At 44.7% G+C, this 19,401-nt stretch carries 16 protein-coding genes and 1 pseudogene; 8 read left to right on the top strand and 9 right to left on the bottom strand.

What is annotated here, in order from left to right:
* Window positions 1-21: 21 nt before the first annotated feature.
* The 3 genes from QT979_RS08075 to QT979_RS08065 form a co-directional block, all read right to left on the bottom strand.
* The gene (locus QT979_RS08075; RefSeq protein ID WP_333309256.1) at window positions 22-465 is read right to left on the bottom strand and encodes a retroviral-like aspartic protease family protein; all 444 of its coding nucleotides are present in this window, start codon (window positions 463-465) and stop codon (window positions 22-24) included.
* A 123-nt stretch (window positions 466-588) separates the two neighbouring features.
* Window positions 589-1,215 carry a 7-carboxy-7-deazaguanine synthase QueE gene (locus QT979_RS08070; RefSeq protein WP_333309124.1) on the bottom strand — a complete coding sequence of 209 codons (627 nt, stop codon included), beginning with the start codon at window positions 1,213-1,215 and terminating at the stop codon, window positions 589-591.
* Window positions 1,216-1,573: 358 nt separating this feature from the next.
* A complete protein-coding gene (locus QT979_RS08065) occupies window positions 1,574-2,272 on the bottom strand; it encodes a class I SAM-dependent methyltransferase (RefSeq protein ID WP_333309122.1) in 699 nt (232 codons plus the stop codon).
* Window positions 2,273-3,320: 1,048 nt separating this feature from the next.
* On the opposite strand from QT979_RS08065, the gene QT979_RS08060 reads away from it, so the two are divergent.
* Window positions 3,321-4,091, top strand: a complete 771-nt coding sequence (locus tag QT979_RS08060) for a hypothetical protein (protein ID WP_333309121.1) — start codon at window positions 3,321-3,323, stop codon at window positions 4,089-4,091.
* A 307-nt stretch (window positions 4,092-4,398) separates the two neighbouring features.
* Here QT979_RS08060 and QT979_RS08055 read toward each other — a convergent pair whose 3' ends face one another.
* The 5 genes from QT979_RS08055 to QT979_RS08035 all read right to left on the bottom strand — a co-directional run bounded on the left by QT979_RS08055 (window position 4,399) and on the right by QT979_RS08035 (window position 9,307).
* Window positions 4,399-4,887, bottom strand: a complete 489-nt coding sequence (locus tag QT979_RS08055) for a hypothetical protein (protein WP_333214092.1) — start codon at window positions 4,885-4,887, stop codon at window positions 4,399-4,401.
* 129 nt (window positions 4,888-5,016) lie between these two features.
* Window positions 5,017-6,006, bottom strand: a complete 990-nt coding sequence (locus QT979_RS08050) for an AAA family ATPase (protein WP_333309119.1) — start codon at window positions 6,004-6,006, stop codon at window positions 5,017-5,019.
* On the bottom strand, window positions 6,003-6,674 hold the full coding sequence (gene pnuC / locus QT979_RS08045; protein WP_333214096.1) for a nicotinamide riboside transporter PnuC: 672 nt from the start codon (window positions 6,672-6,674) through the stop codon (window positions 6,003-6,005). The genes QT979_RS08050 and pnuC overlap by 4 nt, the downstream gene beginning before the upstream one ends.
* A gap of 21 nt (window positions 6,675-6,695) precedes the next feature.
* Window positions 6,696-8,147 carry an NAD(P)/FAD-dependent oxidoreductase gene (locus QT979_RS08040; RefSeq protein ID WP_333214098.1) on the bottom strand — a complete coding sequence of 484 codons (1,452 nt, stop codon included), beginning with the start codon at window positions 8,145-8,147 and terminating at the stop codon, window positions 6,696-6,698.
* A 128-nt stretch (window positions 8,148-8,275) separates the two neighbouring features.
* Window positions 8,276-9,307 carry a glycosyltransferase family 2 protein gene (locus tag QT979_RS08035; protein WP_333214100.1) on the bottom strand — a complete coding sequence of 344 codons (1,032 nt, stop codon included), beginning with the start codon at window positions 9,305-9,307 and terminating at the stop codon, window positions 8,276-8,278.
* A 618-nt stretch (window positions 9,308-9,925) separates the two neighbouring features.
* Between QT979_RS08035 and QT979_RS08030 the strand changes: the two genes are divergently transcribed.
* Window positions 9,926-11,026, top strand: coding sequence for a glycosyltransferase family 2 protein (locus QT979_RS08030; protein WP_333214102.1), 1,101 nt, complete (start codon window positions 9,926-9,928; stop codon window positions 11,024-11,026).
* A 209-nt stretch (window positions 11,027-11,235) separates the two neighbouring features.
* Here the strand turns inward: QT979_RS08030 and QT979_RS08025 are convergent, their stop codons facing one another.
* Window positions 11,236-11,775 carry a Dps family protein gene (locus QT979_RS08025; RefSeq protein ID WP_333080946.1) on the bottom strand — a complete coding sequence of 180 codons (540 nt, stop codon included), beginning with the start codon at window positions 11,773-11,775 and terminating at the stop codon, window positions 11,236-11,238.
* Here QT979_RS08025 and QT979_RS08020 point away from each other — a divergent pair.
* The 6 genes and pseudogenes from QT979_RS08020 (at window position 11,759) to QT979_RS07995 (ending at window position 19,102) form a co-directional block, all read left to right on the top strand.
* The gene (locus QT979_RS08020; protein WP_333214104.1) at window positions 11,759-12,019 is read left to right on the top strand and encodes a hypothetical protein; all 261 of its coding nucleotides are present in this window, start codon (window positions 11,759-11,761) and stop codon (window positions 12,017-12,019) included. The two genes, QT979_RS08025 and QT979_RS08020, sit on opposite strands and share 17 nt — an antisense overlap.
* 500 nt (window positions 12,020-12,519) lie before the next feature.
* Entirely contained in the window at window positions 12,520-13,701 is a 1,182-nt protein-coding gene (gene hetZ / locus QT979_RS08015) for a heterocyst differentiation protein HetZ (RefSeq protein ID WP_333214106.1), read from the top strand.
* On the top strand, window positions 13,694-14,764 hold the full coding sequence (locus QT979_RS08010) for a hypothetical protein (RefSeq protein WP_333309116.1): 1,071 nt from the start codon (window positions 13,694-13,696) through the stop codon (window positions 14,762-14,764). Before hetZ ends, QT979_RS08010 begins: the two co-directional genes overlap by 8 nt.
* A 342-nt stretch (window positions 14,765-15,106) precedes the next feature.
* Window positions 15,107-17,473 carry a transglutaminaseTgpA domain-containing protein gene (locus QT979_RS08005; RefSeq protein ID WP_333229515.1) on the top strand — a complete coding sequence of 789 codons (2,367 nt, stop codon included), beginning with the start codon at window positions 15,107-15,109 and terminating at the stop codon, window positions 17,471-17,473.
* A 123-nt stretch (window positions 17,474-17,596) separates the two neighbouring features.
* Window positions 17,597-17,821: pseudogene (locus QT979_RS08000) on the top strand (DNA-directed RNA polymerase subunit omega); the annotation flags it as partial.
* A gap of 468 nt (window positions 17,822-18,289) precedes the next feature.
* On the top strand, window positions 18,290-19,102 hold the full coding sequence (locus QT979_RS07995; protein WP_333309254.1) for a GUN4 domain-containing protein: 813 nt from the start codon (window positions 18,290-18,292) through the stop codon (window positions 19,100-19,102).
* Window positions 19,103-19,401: the final 299 nt, after the last annotated feature.

The following is a 19,401-nucleotide window of genomic DNA, read 5'->3' as shown; positions in this document are numbered from 1 at the left end:
TGGCATCCAAACTCAAGAATATCAAAGAATTGTCAAATAAGTTTCCGTCGGCCCGTCGGGCAAAACTTTCAATCTTTGATTTTTCAAATCGACTTCAATTCCCAGCGCTTCCATCGGAATCACCCCTAAAAGTGAAGTTTTCCCCTCTGGCAATTCCAAACACTCAAAAGTCCCTTCGCGCCCGCACAGAGAAATCGAAGCATCCCGAAAAATCCTCGCCTCACTAATGCCCGTGGCTGTTTCCACAACTACTTGCTTGAGAATTTTCAAACCCAGTCTGGCGATGACATCTTTAGGCAAACACAAAGTTGTCGCGCCCGTATCCACCAAAACATTTTCTAGAGTAACAGACCTGACTTGCTCCATTGGAATCAGACCATCTTCTGCTTTAGCTTCATCAATCCGATTCGTAATTACTAGGGTTGTGATAACTTTTCCCAGTGGAGTTTCCGTAGTTGTTTCCATTACGTTCAAATTATCATAAATTGCTACTTTAATTATAGCGCACATATTTCCACAGATTCTAAGGCAATGCACTCCCCATTCTGCACCGCCCACCTGACGAATAGCCAGGGCTAAATCATCAAATTATTGCACGCCAATCAACTTGTGAGTTTGCAAAGATAACCTGTAACTAGGATTCTGTTTTAGCAACTCCAATATAATGGGAATTGCTGAACTTTTTGAGTTCCATTCTGGTTGCAAAAAAACCGGAATATTCACATTACTTTCTAAATGCTTGTGATAAAATTTAACTTCTTCGCCAGTGCTAATCACCAACTTAATTTCATTAGCTCTAGTCCAGAAAAGCTCTTGAACCGGATATTTAGGATTGACGTGTTCCTTCGGGGAAAGAGTAATCCAAGCCTGGGGGGAAACATCCTGCCAGCAAGCACCCGAAGTTTCAATACTCACCTGCTTGTCAGCTTGTAACAAAGCTTCAACTAACTCAGGCAAATCGCGGTGAATGAAAGGTTCGCCGCCAGTAATGACTACCCTCGGAGACTGCAATTGAGCGAGCAATTGTGCGATCGACTGCGGCACAGACGGCAAACCTTTGCCCCCATTTGCGTAGCCTGTGTCACACCAAGGACACCGCACAGGGCAACCGGCCAATCTGATAAAATCAACTAAAGTCCCCGTCCAGTAACCTTCGCCTTGAACAGTACACTGAAAAGTTTCGTGAATTGGTAATTTTAGTTGTAAATTAGACACCCGAAGTTACGCCTCAAATCAATTAATTACGTTGTTTATATATAATATTCTTAAATTGTTATTTCTTCGCGGTTTGCAACAATTAAAAACAGTACTGAACCTATAAACGGGGTGTATGAAAAAAAATTATCCCTTTTATCCCAGAAGCTTGACCCAGCCCAAAAACGGATACCGTGCCACGTACTCCTGTCGTGGAAAGATAAAAATTTTAGACCAAAGTTCAAGATCCCAGATTTATCTGTGGGGTAAATCTAAAATCTAAAATCTAAAATCTAAAATCGACTGACTCAGCAATCCGGTTTCTTCATAGCTGTGGTATGAGTCCCTTAGAAATCCACCACAAACCGCAAATAACTCTTTAATTATGCTGTTCAGGTTCCATCAGAGTAGCCCAACGGCGTTTCAATGCCAAAGTCAGTCCGTCAGCAATGGGGACAACACTGAGAGTAACTCTGGGATCGTTACGCAATTTGTCGTTGAAACTACGAATAGCGGTGGTACTTTCGTCTTGTACTTGAGGGTCAGCAACTCGTCCAGACCACAGAACATTGTCAATTACAATTAAACCGCCATTGCGTACAAGTTGTAGCGATCGCTCAAAATAAGCCTCATAATTTTCTTTATCGGCGTCGATGAAGGCAAAATCAAAGGTTCCAGCTTGTCCCTCGGCTATTAGTTTGTCGAGAGTATTTATTGCGGGGCCCAACTGCAAAGAAATCTTATTAGCCACGCCCGCAGCTTCCCAATAGCGTCGTGCGATCGCAGTATATTCCTCGCTGACATCGCAGGCAATAATTTGACCGTTAGGAGGCAGTGCTAAAGCTACGCACAGCGCGCTATAACCAGTAAAAACGCCAATTTCTAAGGTTTTGGTCGCTCCCATAAGCTGCACCATGAGCTCCATAAACTGACCTTGTTCAGGAGCAATCTGCATCATCCCCATAGGATGCTTAGCAGTTTCTTCCCGTAGTGAAGCGAGAATATCGGGCTCCCGCAGAGAAATAGATAACAGATAATCGTAAAGTTGATGTTCTAGGCCAAGAGTTGAGTTCGCCATCGGTTTGTCCTTGCTGCTCACTTTTGATTTTAGATTGTAGACGCCCTGTTAATGGAAATCCGAGAATGTAGAGTTAATTTAGGCATCTATTTTGCTGTGGCTGAGGGCAGGTTGCAGTAGCAGTGTCTCGGTTACACAGAGGCAACTTGCAAAACGCGCGCTCTACTTCCAAATCAGTTTATCTCAGCCACAGGTGATTTAGCAGCTCTGGAAAATAAAAATAGATAGAGGGGAGCGTTTTGAGATTCCTGCTTTTCTAGGACTAGCACCGCGTAACGCCGTTAGTGATACCAGTTCAAAAAATGAATGCAACTGTATAGAATCTGCAAACCCATACATAATCAGCCATTCCCCATCTCAAATCTCAAATCTCAAATGGTATGAGTAGGGGAGAATGTGACCCAAAGCATCCAGGATACAAGCCCCCGGATTCATCCGTGGGGTCAATGCTTCAATTCTTTAATCTAAAATCTAAAATCTAAAATCGATTGACTTCATCCTGATTACTAACTAGATGAACTGCGAAAAACATAAGTATGTCATTGCCAGTGAAATGAAGCAATCGCCGAGGTTGTAATTAGTTTACATTTTGTTACATTGTCAAGTTTGTTTGTGTCGCTCTAATTAATCGCCAATGACTCATTATTGAGGACTTACGCACTCCCAAAAAAACAAACCGTTTCCTTTAACTATTATTGATGGGTTCAAGCCCGTGTATGTTCATGGAACAAACCAGGCGTCTGGAAACCCTTGTCTCCCGGAGTCTTACTAATCACTAATAAACTGGGTTCAATAGGACGATTTCTTAACTGTCACACCTTATGAATCCATACCTAAACAACCTACCCCAATTCTCAACTAACTTGCACGATTGAGGTAGAGCGAGCATTTGTGGGAAAAAACAGGTTGATCGCAACCCTTGGCCTGCACTTTTACTCATAACTAATGAACCGGGATTAATAGGACGCTCACTTAACTGTCACAGTTTATTACTCCAGACCTAAAACACCTACCCACAATCAAAACAACATTCCACCAAGGCATCGCTATGTATTACAGTTTTGCAGGTTTTGGTGCCGCCACAGGCATATTTTTGCTGCTAGTTTTTGCCATTCTGCAATGGCTGCACGTCTCCGCCGGCAGTTTTATTGATTGGATAATTGCCATTGCTATTTTTGAATGGCTGTTGCTGATAGTTACAGTTCCCTGGAATATCCATTTTGAAGCTAAAGAAGTTTTAGCCCAAGCCGCAGAATCGACTAAAAAAAACATTGCTGTCGATCAGGAACAAGTCAAATACGTTACTGTATTAGTTAGCCGATCGCTCTTTGTGGCGATCGCACTTCACCTGTTTAGCGCGATCGCACTTTACGCCCTAGCCGCCGCCGGAATTAGTGCGATTGGCTATCTCAGTTCCGCTGCTGCACTGCTGTTAACTGTACTGCGTCCAGCTATTCGAGGTTATCAGTATTTAGCCCAAAGGCTGACAAGTATCCGCCGCCAATTTTTGCACCCCCGCGAAGATATTGTCGAACTCCGCAGCCGCTTTGCAAACTTAGAATCTACAGTTAGAGATTTGAGCAATCAATTAAGTTCAGACAATCCGAATTCATGGGTGGCTGTCCAAAATCGGGAACGGGAAGCTATCAGAATAGAACTAACTACTTTATCCGCATCTCTACAATCTTTGCAAGCGACAAATCAAGCAGAGCACACTCACCTGAGAAGAGATGCAGAAAGTGCGATCGCCCAACTCACCGATGACGGACAATTTCTCAACCATGTCCGCGAAATCATCCGCTTCTTTAAAGAATCGTAAAGTCCTATTATCTCCGGTCAAACAACCACATTCACATTGGTTTGTAGTGAGGACTTTAGTCTAATGGCACTGAAAAAGTGAGCCCCAAAAAATCTGTAAGGCAATATATACATAGATAATTGCCTGACCAACCAAAATATCTCTCTCCATTATGCCAAATCCTGCGTGCATTCTCAAACAACAATTTTTGCAGAGCGTTGCCTCACCTTGGGAGAATCTTTGCCCTTGGACTTTAGTCCGCAGGATCGAAGGACTAAAGTCCTCAATACAAACTCATCTGAATCGATATCATTCAATCGGACATCAACTACGGTAGCTGACCTAATTTTTGAGTAAGAATCGCTACAGCCACTTCATAATCCTTTCCGAGGAGGTAAGCGAAATGATAATAGCTGGCAAGATAGAAATCGCAACCAAACTTCTGATAGCGATCGCAGATCGCCAGAAATCCATAACGGGCATCGCTGGGCTTTGTGAACCAATCACGATGGTAAGAGTCCTGAAGAAACAGGGTAAGTGTCTGTTGGTCAGCACTCGAAATCAATCGAATGGGATCGATGCTGGCATGGTGCGATCGCGGCACTGGCAGCAGCAGGTTATACTCTTCAACTGTGAGAAAATCTGCGAGACTATCTTCGGCGATCTCAAAGTAGGATTCCTCCGGTAACTTGAGAAAATGGTGCCACGCCATCCAAAATTCGTGTTTGCTGTCAAATCCTGGATCGATATCTAATCGCCACTGTTGATCCTGACATAAATCATCGAGAACATCTTGGGGCAAATCCATGAGTTTCATAAATCGTTTCCCTGCAATCATTTTAACCGCCTAGTGCGACTATTCTAATAGATATCTACAGAATAAAGAGATATTTCAAAAGAGCGATCGCCCGCAAATACAAGGTGCGCGATCGCACTCCACTTATTCCTAATTCTCTAGCTCCTTTAATCGTTCAAACACCAACACTGAATCGATCGCCCCAATTGCCTCCGACATTCGCAACTCGTGCGTTCCTCCCACAGTAATATACCGCTTTCCTTTCTGCAGAAGGACCTCAACAAACTGTTGGTGCATAGTCATCCGTAAATGTTCGCTTTCTCGCGTTCCATCCTGAACAAACCCGAAATCCGGCTGAGTCAAGATATACAAATCGTAGCGGCGGCTGTCTGCAATTTGCTCGAGTGTCGGGTGTTCCGAAGCAAGGTAACGTTTGTGCCAAATACAAGTAGCTAAAGAATCTGTATCGCAGATAACGACTTTGTTAGCGCGAGTAGCAATATCGTCTTCTATAGCAGCTTGTTTTTTGGCAATTTCTACAAATTCATAGCTGTCCCAAATTTCAGGTTCGGGCGAATATTGCCTACCTTCCCAGTAACACCTGCCGTATTCGGGAACCCAAACAGTTTGGTAGTGCTGTGCGAGCGATCGTGCCAGGGTAGTTGTGCCGCTCGATTCTACACCCAGCACGCAGACTCGTTTGGCAAAGTAGGCTTTGGCTGGGGGAGTCAGCATTTGCCAGTGTTCGGCTAGGTGCGATCGCAATTGGGTTCCAGAAATCGGGAATTTGAGCCGTTCGCGATCGACTGCAAAGTGTTGAGTTCCCATCAGTTTTGCCCAAGGTTCCCCGTAATCTTCTGAAGTAAAAGCGATATCTGGTTTTCGCCCGGAAAGCACCTCAAGAGTCCTCTGAGCCCAAGGTTCGGGGGCTTCCGGCAAATCGTCGAGGACTTCGATAACTTCTGCGTCGGGATGCAAAAACCGAATCCAGTCGGCTCTAACGCTTCCTGCAACTGCTTGATTTGTTTTGTAACAGGCGAGAACGATTAAACGGTCAACCTTTTTTTTAGCTTCTCGAATTAAGTAGTCGTGTCCTTTGTGGAAGGGATAAAATTTGCCTACAGTAACACCCAGTATCATAAAGATTGCTGCTGTTTTAACTTTTGTTCCGAGTAAATCCGCTGAAAATTTTGCAGTCCGTAAATTGCCATCAACCAAAATATCGCGTACAAAATACTCGTCAGATATAGCCCGCGCGAGGCGTACAAGGGAACGTAAATCGTGTCTGCAACAATCCACAAATACCAGCTTTCGAGATAGCGTTCCATCAGGTACAACTGGGCGATCGAGCTTAAGATGGTGGTCAGGGCGTCCCAAAATGGTGCCGCACCGCCCAAATATACTAATACTGTTCGCAAGGCAAATACGCCAACTGTAACTAAGACTGCGGTGAGGATGAGCCAGCGTTGATCCATGCGAGATACAGGTTTTTCTGTGCTGTTTTCGCCGCCCTGCAGCCAAATATAAATTGCTCGCAAGCTCGTGATTAAATAGAAAAATTGAATCGCAACTTCGCCGTAAAGTTTAACTTGATAAAACACCGCAGCGTAGGCGATAACTCCGATTAAGCCGATCCACCAGCCTAGGGGATTGTTTTTAGCAAGCAGCCAAACGCTCCAAGCAGAAGCGATCGCGGCTATCGCTTCCATTAAGTCGAGTTGGATAGGGACAAACCACTGCACAGAAAGCAGGAGTACGAAGGTGCTTGCTGTCAAGCCGATTAAGTTTGGCAGGTTCGCTTTTTTCATGGCAATCCCTATCTCGGCTGCCTATATTGACTGCGAAATCAAATCCGAATCCTTCTTTTCTTTTGAGCGATCGACACTAAAGTCTTCATAGTACGATCGCTCAGTATTCACATCCCACAAATCGTGCTTTTCGCCGAGAATATTTCTCACAGCCAGCATCCCCGTCAGCATGGAATGGTCTTGGTTGTTGTATCGGTGCATACCGTTGCGCCCGATCGTCTGCAAATTCTCAAATCCCTTCAAAAAACCTTCAAGTACCTGCAAGTGTCCTCGATATTCTCCATCATAAACTGGATAAGCTTTAAGTTGCCGTATGACCACTCCATCTTCCACATCAGCCGTTGTTGCTAACCCTAAACCAACCAATTCGCGAGTTGCTAATTCGATCAGTTCAGCGTCCGACATTTCCCAAATCTCGTCGCCTACGCTACAGAAATATTCCATTCCTAAACAACTTTTGCTGACATCGGGAACTAAAGCTGCGCTCCAATTCTTAAAGTTTTGAATTCGTCCAACTTTGACTTCGGGAGAGTGAATGTAAATCCAGTTGTCAGGAAACAAATCCTTGCGATCGACAATCAGCGATACAATCAAAAAATCTCGATATTTGAGCGATCGCGCGGCGTGCAATACCTCTTCGGGCGGCTGCGGTTTCATTCTTGCTACCAGCGCCGATATCGGCATACTGGTAATGAAATTATCCGCGGAATATTGAATTAATTCTCCGTTTTGCTCAGCAGTAATACTTTTAATTTTATTCCCTTCACGCTCAAAGCTAATCACTTTAGTATCGAGATAAACTTTGCCATCTTTATTCTCCACAGCTTCCGCGAACTTTTCCCACATCATCCCCGGCCCCAAAGCTGGATAATCAAACTCTTTGATTAATGTTTTAGTGTCGTTGCTACCAAACAAAGCATTAATAATTGCTGTCGTCAGCGACAATCCTTTAATCCGCTGGGCCGCCCAATCTGCTTGAATTTCCGAACAAGGAATGCCCCAAACTTTTTCAGTGTAAGTCTTAAAAAATGTTTTATACAAGCGTTCGCCAAAACGATTGATCACCCATTGTTCAAAAGTTTTTTCTTCGGTAAGTGGCCAAACTCTCACTTTCAGATAACTCAAAATAATTAGCGTACTCTCAATTATGCCCAAATTAAAGAGAGTATTGAAGGCACTGATCGGATAGTTAAAAAATTTACCTCGATAAAAGATTCGCGACAATCGTGGCACTTTAATAAACTCATTTCCCAGAACCTCTTGCCACAACTGCTGCACGGCTTCAACTTTAGTATAAAAGCGGTGGCCGCCAATATCGAAACGATAGCCTTTGTAGGTTTCTGTGCGAGCTATTCCCCCAACTTTATCACCTTTTTCTAGTACAACAGGGATGATGCCTTGCTTGACGAGCTCATAGGCAGCAGTCAAGCCCGCAGGGCCTGCACCCACGATCGCAACAGGATAATGTTTCACTCAGCCTACCTCCAGCTTTTTTATCGAAACTATACAGTTATTTATAACTTGTCAAAGGGATAGATGCACCCGTGAATACCCTGAGAAACTATCGATCTACCTGATGTTTAAGCACAAATTACCTTGATTTATTGAGCGGATACCGGCAAGCTAACTTTGCCAGTCACAGGCTTTTTTTGGTATAAGTAGCGACCAGTGCCGATCGCGAATGCCAGTCCGCTGTAAAAGTAGAAAAGCCAGTGCCACGGAATAGTTTTCAGGGCAAATAGGATACCGTGTTTACGGTGAAAAAATCGGTAAAGCGGTGCATTAATTGCTACCAGTGGTATGGCCAGCAAACTAGCCAGTAACAGAAAGCTCAGCGACCAGCACGTTCCCAAAACTGCCAGCAGCACTGCATAAGTTAAAATCACGCTAATGCGATTTGAAACTTGCAAGTTGAGGTCGTTATTCAATTGGCGATCACGCCAAATCAGTTCTGTCCAAGGCAGTGCTCGGTAGAAAAAGTCAGCTTTCACCATCCCCATAGGTTTCCACTGCTTTAAATGCTTAACCTGCAATGTTTTGCACAGCCGAATGTTATAACCTGCTTGTTTCAAACGGTAGCCGAACTCAATATCTTCGATCGAAGCTTGGCGATAACTCTCATTAAAGCCACCCATTTGCAAAAAAATTTCCCGGCGAATCACTCCGCAAGCGCCCCAAAAAGTCGAAGCTTCTTCGTTACCTGTTTGGTGCACGTAGTGGTGCAGCAAGTTCCTGTACTGCGATAGAAAATCAGGATCTCCAGGATCATCGTCGTAAGAGCCAATGAAAGCAGCTAAGTAGGGATTATTTTTGAACACCGATATCGCATAGCCCACAGCTTCTGGACAAACAGCGACATCAGCATCCACAAAAAACAGAATATCTCCCTTTGCAGCTTGGGCACCCAAATTCCTTGCCCGCGCTGGCCCCCCGCATTCGGGAATCCTGATCAGTTTGGCGCCGAATTCCTTGGCCAGACGCCAGGAACCGTCGCTTTCGCCATCTGCTACTACAATAATTTCGATCGGTTTGGGCACAGCTTGAGCCAGTTTTGACAAACAGGTGCGGAAGTAAGAGCCCCCGTTGTGGACTGGGATAATAACGGATACAGTGGGGTCGGCGGTAGAAATCATTACCTAAATTGTTTAAGTTGCAGGGGCTAAAATTTGCTGGGATTTTATTGTTGCTACTTTACTAAGGGTAAAATTAGCTCTACTTTTTTATTTATAACTCGATTGCTGTTTGTATTCAACTAGATTTTTTGCTGGCATTCTCGATTGGATTTTCCCCAATTCATACCTGTATTCTACGCCATATCTTGCTGAGACTGACCTGATGCAGACAACAGCTTTACAAAATCTTTAAATATAGGATTGTTTGTGTAAACTTGCGAAAAAGCACCGGCAGGATTTTTGTGCGGCTGTGTTGCACCGCACAAGACTGTGATTTTATAAGTAAGTACACCGTATAAAATAAAACATACTTTCTACGGGTATCCGGGAACTGTCAGGACTTGCGCGGTACAATTTATTTTACAGACCTCATCTCCGAATGACTCCTGCACCAAGTGTCGATCGCGACTGCGGAGTCAATGCACATTTTATTATTTTTGGCAATATATTTTAAATATACGTCAAATATACGTCTTAAAATTTCTGACGCTGTACGATCGAGCTTTCGTAATTTGCTAACATACCCTTAGCTAGCTCCCTTTGAACCAAAACTTTTACATAAACCCTTTTTTATATTACATGAACAACTCCCAAAACACTTTAAATCAGCCATTAGTTTCAGTCATCATACCAGCTTTCAACGCTGACAATTTTATTGCTAAAACCTTAGAGTCTGTTTTATCTCAAACTTATCAAAACATAGAAGTTTTAGTAGTTGATGACGGCTCTACAGATACAACAGCCAAAATCGTCCAATCTTTTGCTCAAAAAGATAGCCGAGTCAGCTTATTCCACCAGCCAAATTCCGGCGTCGCCGTCGCCCGCAACCTAGCAATTGAAAAATCAAAAGGCGAATATATTGCCCCCATCGATGCCGACGATATTTGGTATCCGCAAAACCTAGAAAAACAAGTTAACTGCCTGAATTCCTCAGCACCATCTGTCGGAGTTGTCTATTCCTGGTCAGTTGATATAAATGAAAAAGACTTGCTCACAGGTGGATTTTATAACTCCACCATCGAAGGAGAAGTTTACACAGCATTAATTTATAAATATTTTATAGGCAATGCCAGCTCATCTCTAATCCGCCGCGTTTGTTTTGCAAAAGTCGGCGGTTACAACAGCCAACTTAAACTAGAAAACGCTCAAGGCTGCGAAGACTGGGAACTGCACCTCCGCATAGCCGAACATTATCAATTTAAAGTCGTACCAGAATACTTAGTTGGCTATCGGCAGATTGCCAGCAGTATGTCTAGCAACTATGCAGCAATGGCCAAAGCTCACTCTTTAATTATGGCAGATGTCCGACAGCAACATCCCGAAATTCCCAGCAGAATTTATCACTGGTCTAGCAGCAATTTTTACATTTACTTAGCTGTTAAAAGCAACCGCAGCGGCAATCACCGCAGTACATTATCTTGGCTGTATCGAGCTTTCAAAGAAGATTTATTAATGGCACTTTTGCGCCACAATTTGTATCTGCTGTCAATTGAAAGTATATTAAAAATAATACTCCCACCGCCAACAGAATCAGGGTTAGAGTTAAAACAAGCATCAGAATCGAGTGAAGGGACGACACTTGCTAGGATTGAGGCGCGAACCAAGGCTCACAGAATGTTGCCATCGCAGCTATACGAAAGAATGCGATTCAATAGTTTAGGAAATCGAAAATCTACATAAACCCTACGTTGAAAAACCCGGTTTTTTGAAGAAACCGGGTTTTTGAGGAAGCTAGAGGGCGTTTAATTCTGCCTGGTTGGTCGATCGAGAATCAGGAAAGAGGGTTAAATAAAAAAAACCTGCTTCCTGCTTCCTGACATCCGTTACATCCATTACATCCGTGGAGCGAATCCGTTGCCGAACTTCCTTATTCCCTCTACTTAATATCTCTAAGCGTGAGAAGCTGTAGCAGTTTGAGCTTGGGGCTGCTTACCATCGGGCGAAATAGATTCCCCTTCAATAAACGATCGCAACATCCAAGCCATTTGTTCGTGCTGTTCCATCAAACCAGTCAAAAAGTCTGCGGTTCCGTCATCCTTAAACTCTTCACCGCACTGTTCAACGTGTTTGCGGAGATTGCGAATAATCAGTTCGTGGTCGTCAACTAAACGCGATACCATTTCCGTAGCCAAAGGCAAATCGCCGATATGTTCTTTTATCGAACCATACTTCAGAAAGCCCTCAGCAGTACCAATTGGATAACCACCTAAAGTTCTCACCCGTTCAGCCATAGCATCGATATTTAGTGTTAACGCCTGATAGTGTTCTTCCCACAACTGATGGAGCGATCTAAACTGTGGGCCAACTACATCCCAGTGATACTTTTTGGTTTTGATTAACAGCAGATAAGCATCTGCCAGGTCGTGATTCAATAGTTCGATAACGCCTGCACGCTGCTCGTCAGATAGACCTATGTTTAACTTACGCATTGAAATTGTTCCTTCAAATCTAACTTTACATTTATTAGAACAAATTTACCCAACCACTTACATCAACCCAGAGGACGATCGAAGACGATCGCATTTTAGTAAAATATCTGCTTTTCAGGTTAAAGTAATTGCAATATTGATACCCTTAGATAGATGCAATCAAACTTATTGTTCCGAAGCGCTTTTGTTTGCCGATCGCATCGATTGGGCAGCAGGGGAACCCCCGCTCAATCCCGCTATATAAAAAGGCTGCACTCTGATTGTTAGTAAAAATCAAGGAATTTATGCCGAAGTTAACGAACATCACACACACTTAATTGTGCGGGCGGGTTTAAATGATGGCATAAGGAACTTGCAATTAAATATAACCCTTGACCCCATCTAGTAGACCGAAAGAGAGAGCCTGTTTGCTCGCTTCACCTTGGGAAGGACTTGCGCTGCTGTGACCACCACAGCACTCAGCCGAAGGTATCAACGGCCGTGTAGCGTTTTGGGCCCCCATGAATGCTTTGTCCAACCCGACACTCTGATGAACCATCGTTATGGCAACTGTTTAAACCTGGTTCTTGGCGGATGGCGTCTCCAGGAGAGATAAAAAAAGCAATCCTCTGTGTTTGCGCGAAGGAGGAGAAAGAGGGCATTGCAGTTTGTCCTATCTGGGGAATCCGGGGTAAAGTAGCGGTAGGAAATATTTATCCATACTTTGACTAACTGTGCTACTTTCATTGTTAGCTGTAAACCATCATGCGGGAAATCTGCCAGAGCGTGGAAACCATATTTCAACTGCTGTTAGACGAACTCAAAAAGTCCACTCGCGCGTCTGAGCAGAACTGCCAAGATGTAGCAGGGCGACTCGCAGCAGAAGTCAACAGGATATGCACTGAAAGCCAGCGGATTCAGGCCTCTGGAGATATAGAAGGTTCAGCCCAGAGCCTAGCTCAGCACCGCCTGCAACAATGCCTCCACTATTACAATTTAGGCTCCGGGCCCGGGCGAGTAGAATTGCACAGTACCCTCAGCGCGATCGTCTATCGCTACATCACCCCTCCGCAGGTGCAGTCTAGCTATCAGGCGCGAGTAGAACTGATCAAAGATTTTTTGCAAGGATTTTATCTGGAAGCTTTAAAGGCATTCCGGCGCGAAACCCAACTGCCACCTACCTACAGTCCCCGCACTCGCTTAGAACTAGCAGAGTACATGGCCTTTGTAGAGCGCTTCGGCAAGCGGCGCATTCCTTTACCTCGGAACCGCAGTCAGCAACTAATTATTTTACGGGCCCAAACCTTTTCCCAGCAGCAGCCCAAAGAAACCTCCGTAGATATGGAACAAGCCGCTGACGGAGGGGCTTCCGATTCCGACCAAACTTGGAACGACACCTCGGTGCACTCCGTGCGGGAAGCGATGGCAGGACAGGGTTCCGCTGCAATTCGCCCGCAAGGCGACGAGTCAGAATCTCTGCGGCTAAACGTGATTGACGAATTAGTGGCTTACTTGAAAGAGCGCAATCAACAAGACTGCGCCGATTACTTCGTGCTGCGCTTGCAAGACTTGCCGACTAATGAAATAGAGTCGCTTCTGGGCATAACTCCCCGCCAAAGAGACTATTTACAGCAGCGCTTCAAGTACCATTTGCTCAGGTTCGCCATGTCGCACCGCTGGGAACTTGTTCACCAGTGGCTGGAAGCAGACTTAGACCGCAATTTGGGTTTGCTGCCTTCTCAGTGGCAGGCGTTTGGCGAGCAAATTGGTCCAGAGGGACAGCGTTTGCTAAAGTTGAAACAACAGGGTCTGTCAGAATCAGCGATCGCCCAAACCCTGGGTAGCACGGTAGCCCAGGTACAGAAGCGGTGGTTTAAATTGCTGGAACTTGCGTGGGAATTGCGAAATCGTTCAGATTCCGGAGAAGGGGCATCTAGTGATGAATAACGAAACGAACAGGGATGCAGAGGCTTTCGATCGCCATTTTTTAGACTGGATATTGCAGGTGCCGATCGCGAATACCTCTAACGAAAATGAGGAAAACCTCAATCCATCCCCTCGCTCAGAAGAGTGGGGCGACACAGAAGACAATTCCGGGGTGGAATACTGGGAATGGGACGAACCAGACCCGCTGGACTATCAAGTGGGGGCGCACAACAATGCACCCGCACAACCGCTGACAATTGGAGAAATACCGACCGTGCAAGACCGTTTTCAGACCTTGTTAAAAGAAAGGCTTAGAGCCGAAATTGAATCTAACCCGCCGCTGTTCCCCTGGGAAACAGAATTCAAAAGCTACGACCACGACTACCCAGACGATGTAGCCCCGCAATGGGTTCCCCCCCTACACATCTGGACTCCCCAACTACAAAATATCAGGTGGGGCCGCCTGCCAATTCCGATCGCCCAAGGGGTTTTTGCTCAACTGCTAGAACCTTGTCAGGAACTGGTAATGTCGTCGCTGCGGCAAGGCTCAAAGTTAGTTCGCGCTGTAGATAGCTTATTTCCGGGCCAGTCTCAGGAACTCAACGAGTTAGCTGGTTTAGTGCTCCGAGGTTCTTTGCGGGGACTTCTAGATTTAGAAGATTTCCCGAATTACGAAGCAGCCAGTACCGATCAACAAATGGTGCTATCGCTGTTGGCCGCCAAGGAAATCATTGAGTCTCTAACTCTCGATTGTCCTGTGAATCAGCCGCCGGTTTCCCGGGAGTGGCTGACTGGTTTGGGTGCGCTGACTCTGGAGGCTCAATACCTCTCGAACCCCAACAGAGAACAGCCAATGCCGTGTTTAAGAGTTGAGTGCCAATTTCCGGGGGCAGGAAGTTTGGAACTCAAGGGAGGAGATGCCGAAGCAACTGCACACCGTCCGAATTCGGGGCATTTAAGTGTGGAGTTGTTTGACCCGCAACCTAACAAGACTTATGCCCTAGAAGTTCGATTCCAAAACTTCGAGACCAGACCTTTGATGTTTGCTATTCGTCCAATTTGGGCAGGACAATATAGCAACTAGAAAGGTCTATTTAGAGTAAATAATGTAGGTGTTTACTCTGTGGTTTGACCTCACACAAAAACAGATGGAATCCCTCGACTTCGGTCGTGGAAAGCGAAAAAGTTTAGATATTAGTTAAAGCCACCAGATTCATCTGTGGGTTCAATCTAAAATCTAACGACAGGGAAATAAGATTTAGATATTAGTTAAAATCCAGATTTATCTGTGGGTTCAATCTAAAATCTAAAATCTAAAATCGTTTGACAGGGAAATAAGATTTAGATATTAGTTAAAATCCAGATTTATCTGTGGATTCAATCTAAAATCTAAAATCTAAAATCTAAAATAGTTGGATGGGTGCACATGACAACTGATAACCTGCGAAATATACCTGTGTTGGGTAAGCTGTGGGAGCAGATTGAGGCCATGCCTCCGCCGGTGATTGAGGATTCTTTACTGCTGCGAATCCTAGTTCAGTTGTTGGTAATTGTGGGAATTGTAGCTACTGACGTTGCTGCTGAAGAAGCTCTAAACCTGTGGGCTGTGCCTGTTAGTATTGTGGGAGCAACTTGGAGTTGGTACCGCCGCCGCGATCGCAATGTAGCTGCTAAGTTCTGCATAGCTATTGGAATGCTGGTGGCGCTGTTCGCTTTTTTTAGCCGCTTGGTGGGAGAATTGAACGATACGCGGTTAGTTTTGGCGCAACTGTTAATCCAACTTCAAGTGCTGCACAGTTTCGATTTGCCCCGCCGCAAGGATTTGGGCTATTCGATGGTAATCGGGCTAATTTTGTTAGGGGTAGCAGCGACTCTCAGCCAAACCTTGACTTTTGGGCCGCTGTTGTTGGTGTTTTTGGCTTTAGCACTTCCGACTTTAGTGTTGGATTATCGATCGCGCTTGGGATTTTTGAAGCCAGAAGCCATTGGCGAAAAAGCACAAGGTAAAGGGAAAAATGAAAGCCTGTCGCTATTTGCTGCTACTTTATCCCCAAAGTATTTTGGTTGGCTGCTACTGATAACTGTCGGGTTGGGGCTGACTATTTTTGCGTTTTTGCCACGCCTCCCTGGCTATCAGTTGCGGACTTTTCCGGTGAGTGCTCCTATTGAATATCAGGGGGAGTTTGACTCGCGCAGCATTCTGAATCCGGGGTATGTTAGAGGGGGAAATGAAAAAGGAACTGGCGGAGGAACGGGGAGAAATCCAGACTCTGGGCCAGGAGAGGTAGACTCTACTTTTTATTACGGTTTCAACCAGCGCATTAATCAAAATTTGCGGGGGGAAATGAAACCTCAAGTGGTGATGCGGGTGCGATCGCAGGCTGCGGGTTTTTGGCGGGTATTAGGCTTTGACAAATACACTGGTCAGGGTTGGGAAATTTCTCGCAACGAACAAGCTCAAAAGCTGACTCGACCTAGCTGGTCTTATCAATTTTATTTGAATCCGTTTCCCAATGCGCCTCGGACTCAAGAGGTGATTCAAAGTTATACTATTGTTGCTCCAATGCCGAATTTGATTCCGGCTTTAAACAAGCCGAAGGAGCTTTATTTTCCTAGTCCAGAGGCGGCGATTGATGCGGAGGGGGGTTTGCGAGCGCCTGCAGAATTGGGAGAAGGTGTGACTTATACGGTGATTTCTAATGTGCCTTTTCGCGATCGAGCTTTGTTGGGTAAAACTGGTACTAATTACCCGAAAAATATTCGCAATTTCTATTTGGATGTGCCGCCGGAAATTGCCGCAAAGGTGCGGGCAAAAACTGAGGAAATATTGCTAGCAAGGACGAGAGTAGCTAAGTCTGATAGAGCGATCGATTCTCCTTACGAAAAAGCTTTGTATTTGGCTCAATATTTAAAGCAAAATCCGAATTACAAAATAGAAAAAGCTTTGCCTTACTTAGAAGAAGGTGAAGATTTAGTCCAGGCTTTTCTGTTTGGCTACAAAAACACCCAGGACGGCAAAAAAGTTACAGGTGGATATCCAGACCACTTTTCGACGGTACTGACAATTATGCTGAGGTCGATCGGGATTCCGGCGCGGCTGGTGGGCGGTTTCGATACGGGGGAATTCAACCCGTTTACTGGTTACTATGTTGTGAAAAATACCGACGCTTTTTTGATGACGGAGGTATATTTTCCCAATAATGGCTGGTTTGCTTTTAATCCGATTCCCGGTTATCCGCTGATTCCGGCTTCGGTGGAAGACAACCAGACTTTTAGTGCGCTGGAATCGTTTTGGAATTGGATCGCGGGTTGGCTACCGACTCCTCTCAGAAGCGGGCTGGATTCAGTCATAGGTTTTGTAATTGGCTGGATAACTTTGATTGTAGGCTGGTTTCTGGGACAGTTTGCTAAGGGTTGGGTGGGGTTATTTACTGGTTTGATTGCTGCGATCGCCTTTGGCTTTATTGGCTGGTTAATTTGGCAACTGTGGCGCAAGTGGCGCCACCGCCGCTGGCTGGCGAAGTTGCCGCCCGTGGAGGGAGTTTATCAGGAAATGCTGAAAGATTTGGCGAGTAGGGGATTTGTGAAACCTCGCGCTCAAACGCCTTTGGAGTATGCTGAGGCTATGCGCGGGAATCATGCAACTGATGAAGCTGAGGTGATTGATGAGGTTTCGCAGGCTTACGTGCGGTGGAAGTACGGGGGCGAAGCGGGTAATTTGAACCAGTTGCGGGGGTTGGTGGAAAATTTGAGGCGATCGCACTTGAAGAAACTCAAAAAGCGCTGGTTTTAAGCGATAAGGGTAGGAAAAAAAGCGTCGCTTGCCTACCCTGTTGAGAAGTTCGCCTAGCTCTTATTTAATCTTAATAAGTAACCCTCCTATTACTGGTAAATTTGCACCAGAAGGTACTCAATTATGGTGAAACGTCCTCAATTTGATTCCACTCAACTCATCCGACGTGCTGAAGAGTTGGTGGCGGCATCTTCCAATCGCTACCGCATTACTGTTCAAGTTGCTAACCGTGCCAAGCGCCGTCGGTATGAGGATTTTGACAGTATGGATGACCACCAGATGAAGCCAGTAATGCGAGCAATTTTCGAGATGTCAGACGAACTGACATACCCAGAGATTATTGATGAAGTTATTGAACCTCCATTTGAAGGAATATCGCCAACACCCGCACCAACACCCGCACCAACACCCGCACCCGCACCCGCACCCGCACCAACACCCGCACCATCGCCGACCAATACAACATCATCGCCACAAACCAGCGAACAAATTCTTCAAATAAATACTGAAGTCAATGCTAATCCTCAACTACGACAACTAAAGCAAGAATCTAATTCAAATGCTTGGAATAGTCTAGTTAATTGGATTGGTGAATCTATTTGTGAAATTAATTTTGCTGCATCTGAATCGTCTGTTAAAAGGCTAAAGCACAGCTACCGAGACAAATCTCCCTATGAAATTGCTCATGTTCTTATTGTTCACAAATCCTTACAAGCGGCTGGAGTGGATTTAGTTAGAGGAATTCCAAGAGCCGAAGCTGTTATCAGGGGGATAGCTAAGTACGATTTACCAGAAATCACCAAACTATCGGCAGAAATGGTTTATCAGATTGCCGATATTTATGGATTTAACTTACAAGATCCCGAACGAAAAATTGAAGCTTTAACAGCCTTTGGTGCAGCTTTTTTGGGAGAAAGAGCTATTGATGCAGGTATAGACTGGCTAGAATATGGCATGATTCCCAGTAAAATAATAAGTGCTTCTGCTAAAGCCCTAATGATTTATGCAGTAGGAAATGCTGCTTGTAAGTTCTATGAAGCCAAACTTAATCAACATATTAATCCCTTAACTTCGCCAACAGTTATAAATAAAATTAGGGAACAAAGTCAACATTATTTAGATAACGCTACTTCCGAAGAAGGAATCGTTGCTCTGATTTCTAGCGAAATCAATATGGCTTTGACCATAGACTATACTAGACTCAGTAGTTTACTACAAGTGGGAGAATGGAAAAAAGCAGACCAAGAAACCTGTGAGATCATAGTAAAGATAGCTAGCCGTGGTTTTGAGCAAAATTTGAGAATCTTGCCCATTGAGGATTTACGGACTATCAATCAACTTTGGTCACAGAATAGTAATGGACATTTTGGTTTTAAGGCGCAAAAACAAATTTATTGGGATGTGTCAAAAAAAGTAGGCGATTTTGGAGAAAAGATGGGCTGGCGAGGAAAAGCAGGTTTATTCGGTGGCGTTTTTGGTTGGAAATCCTATGATGATTTAAACTTTAACTTACAATATGCTCCTAAAGGGCATTTGCCAGCTTTTCCCTTAAATATATCTTGGTGGTACCACTCAGGTGAAGCAACGAGAGATTTTGCCCAATCAATTTTAGAGAGAAACGATTGGTAAAGTGTGATAAATAAAGCTGCATATTTCACGGAATAAGCCTCTACCAATATGCAGCTTTCTTGTCTGTGTTTCCTTCCCCACTCGTCATTATTCAAGCAATGGCTTAACCTAAGAAAATTCCCGTCAAGCTTCAAGATTTAGGGCAACAAAACGAAACCACGATCGACCTTCAATGCGCCGACTCCTAGCTCAAATATGCAATGACATCAAAGGTTTGTTTGATAAGCTGTTGTGCATTTAAAACGCATAGTGGTATAATATAACATAATGATATTCAGACAAAGTGAATGCCTGCTAAA

This window comes from Microcoleus sp. w2-18bC1 (assembly GCF_036700365.1).
Lineage (GTDB): Bacteria > Cyanobacteriota > Cyanobacteriia > Cyanobacteriales > Microcoleaceae > Microcoleus.
This window is presented reverse-complemented; position numbering and strand designations above follow the sequence as displayed.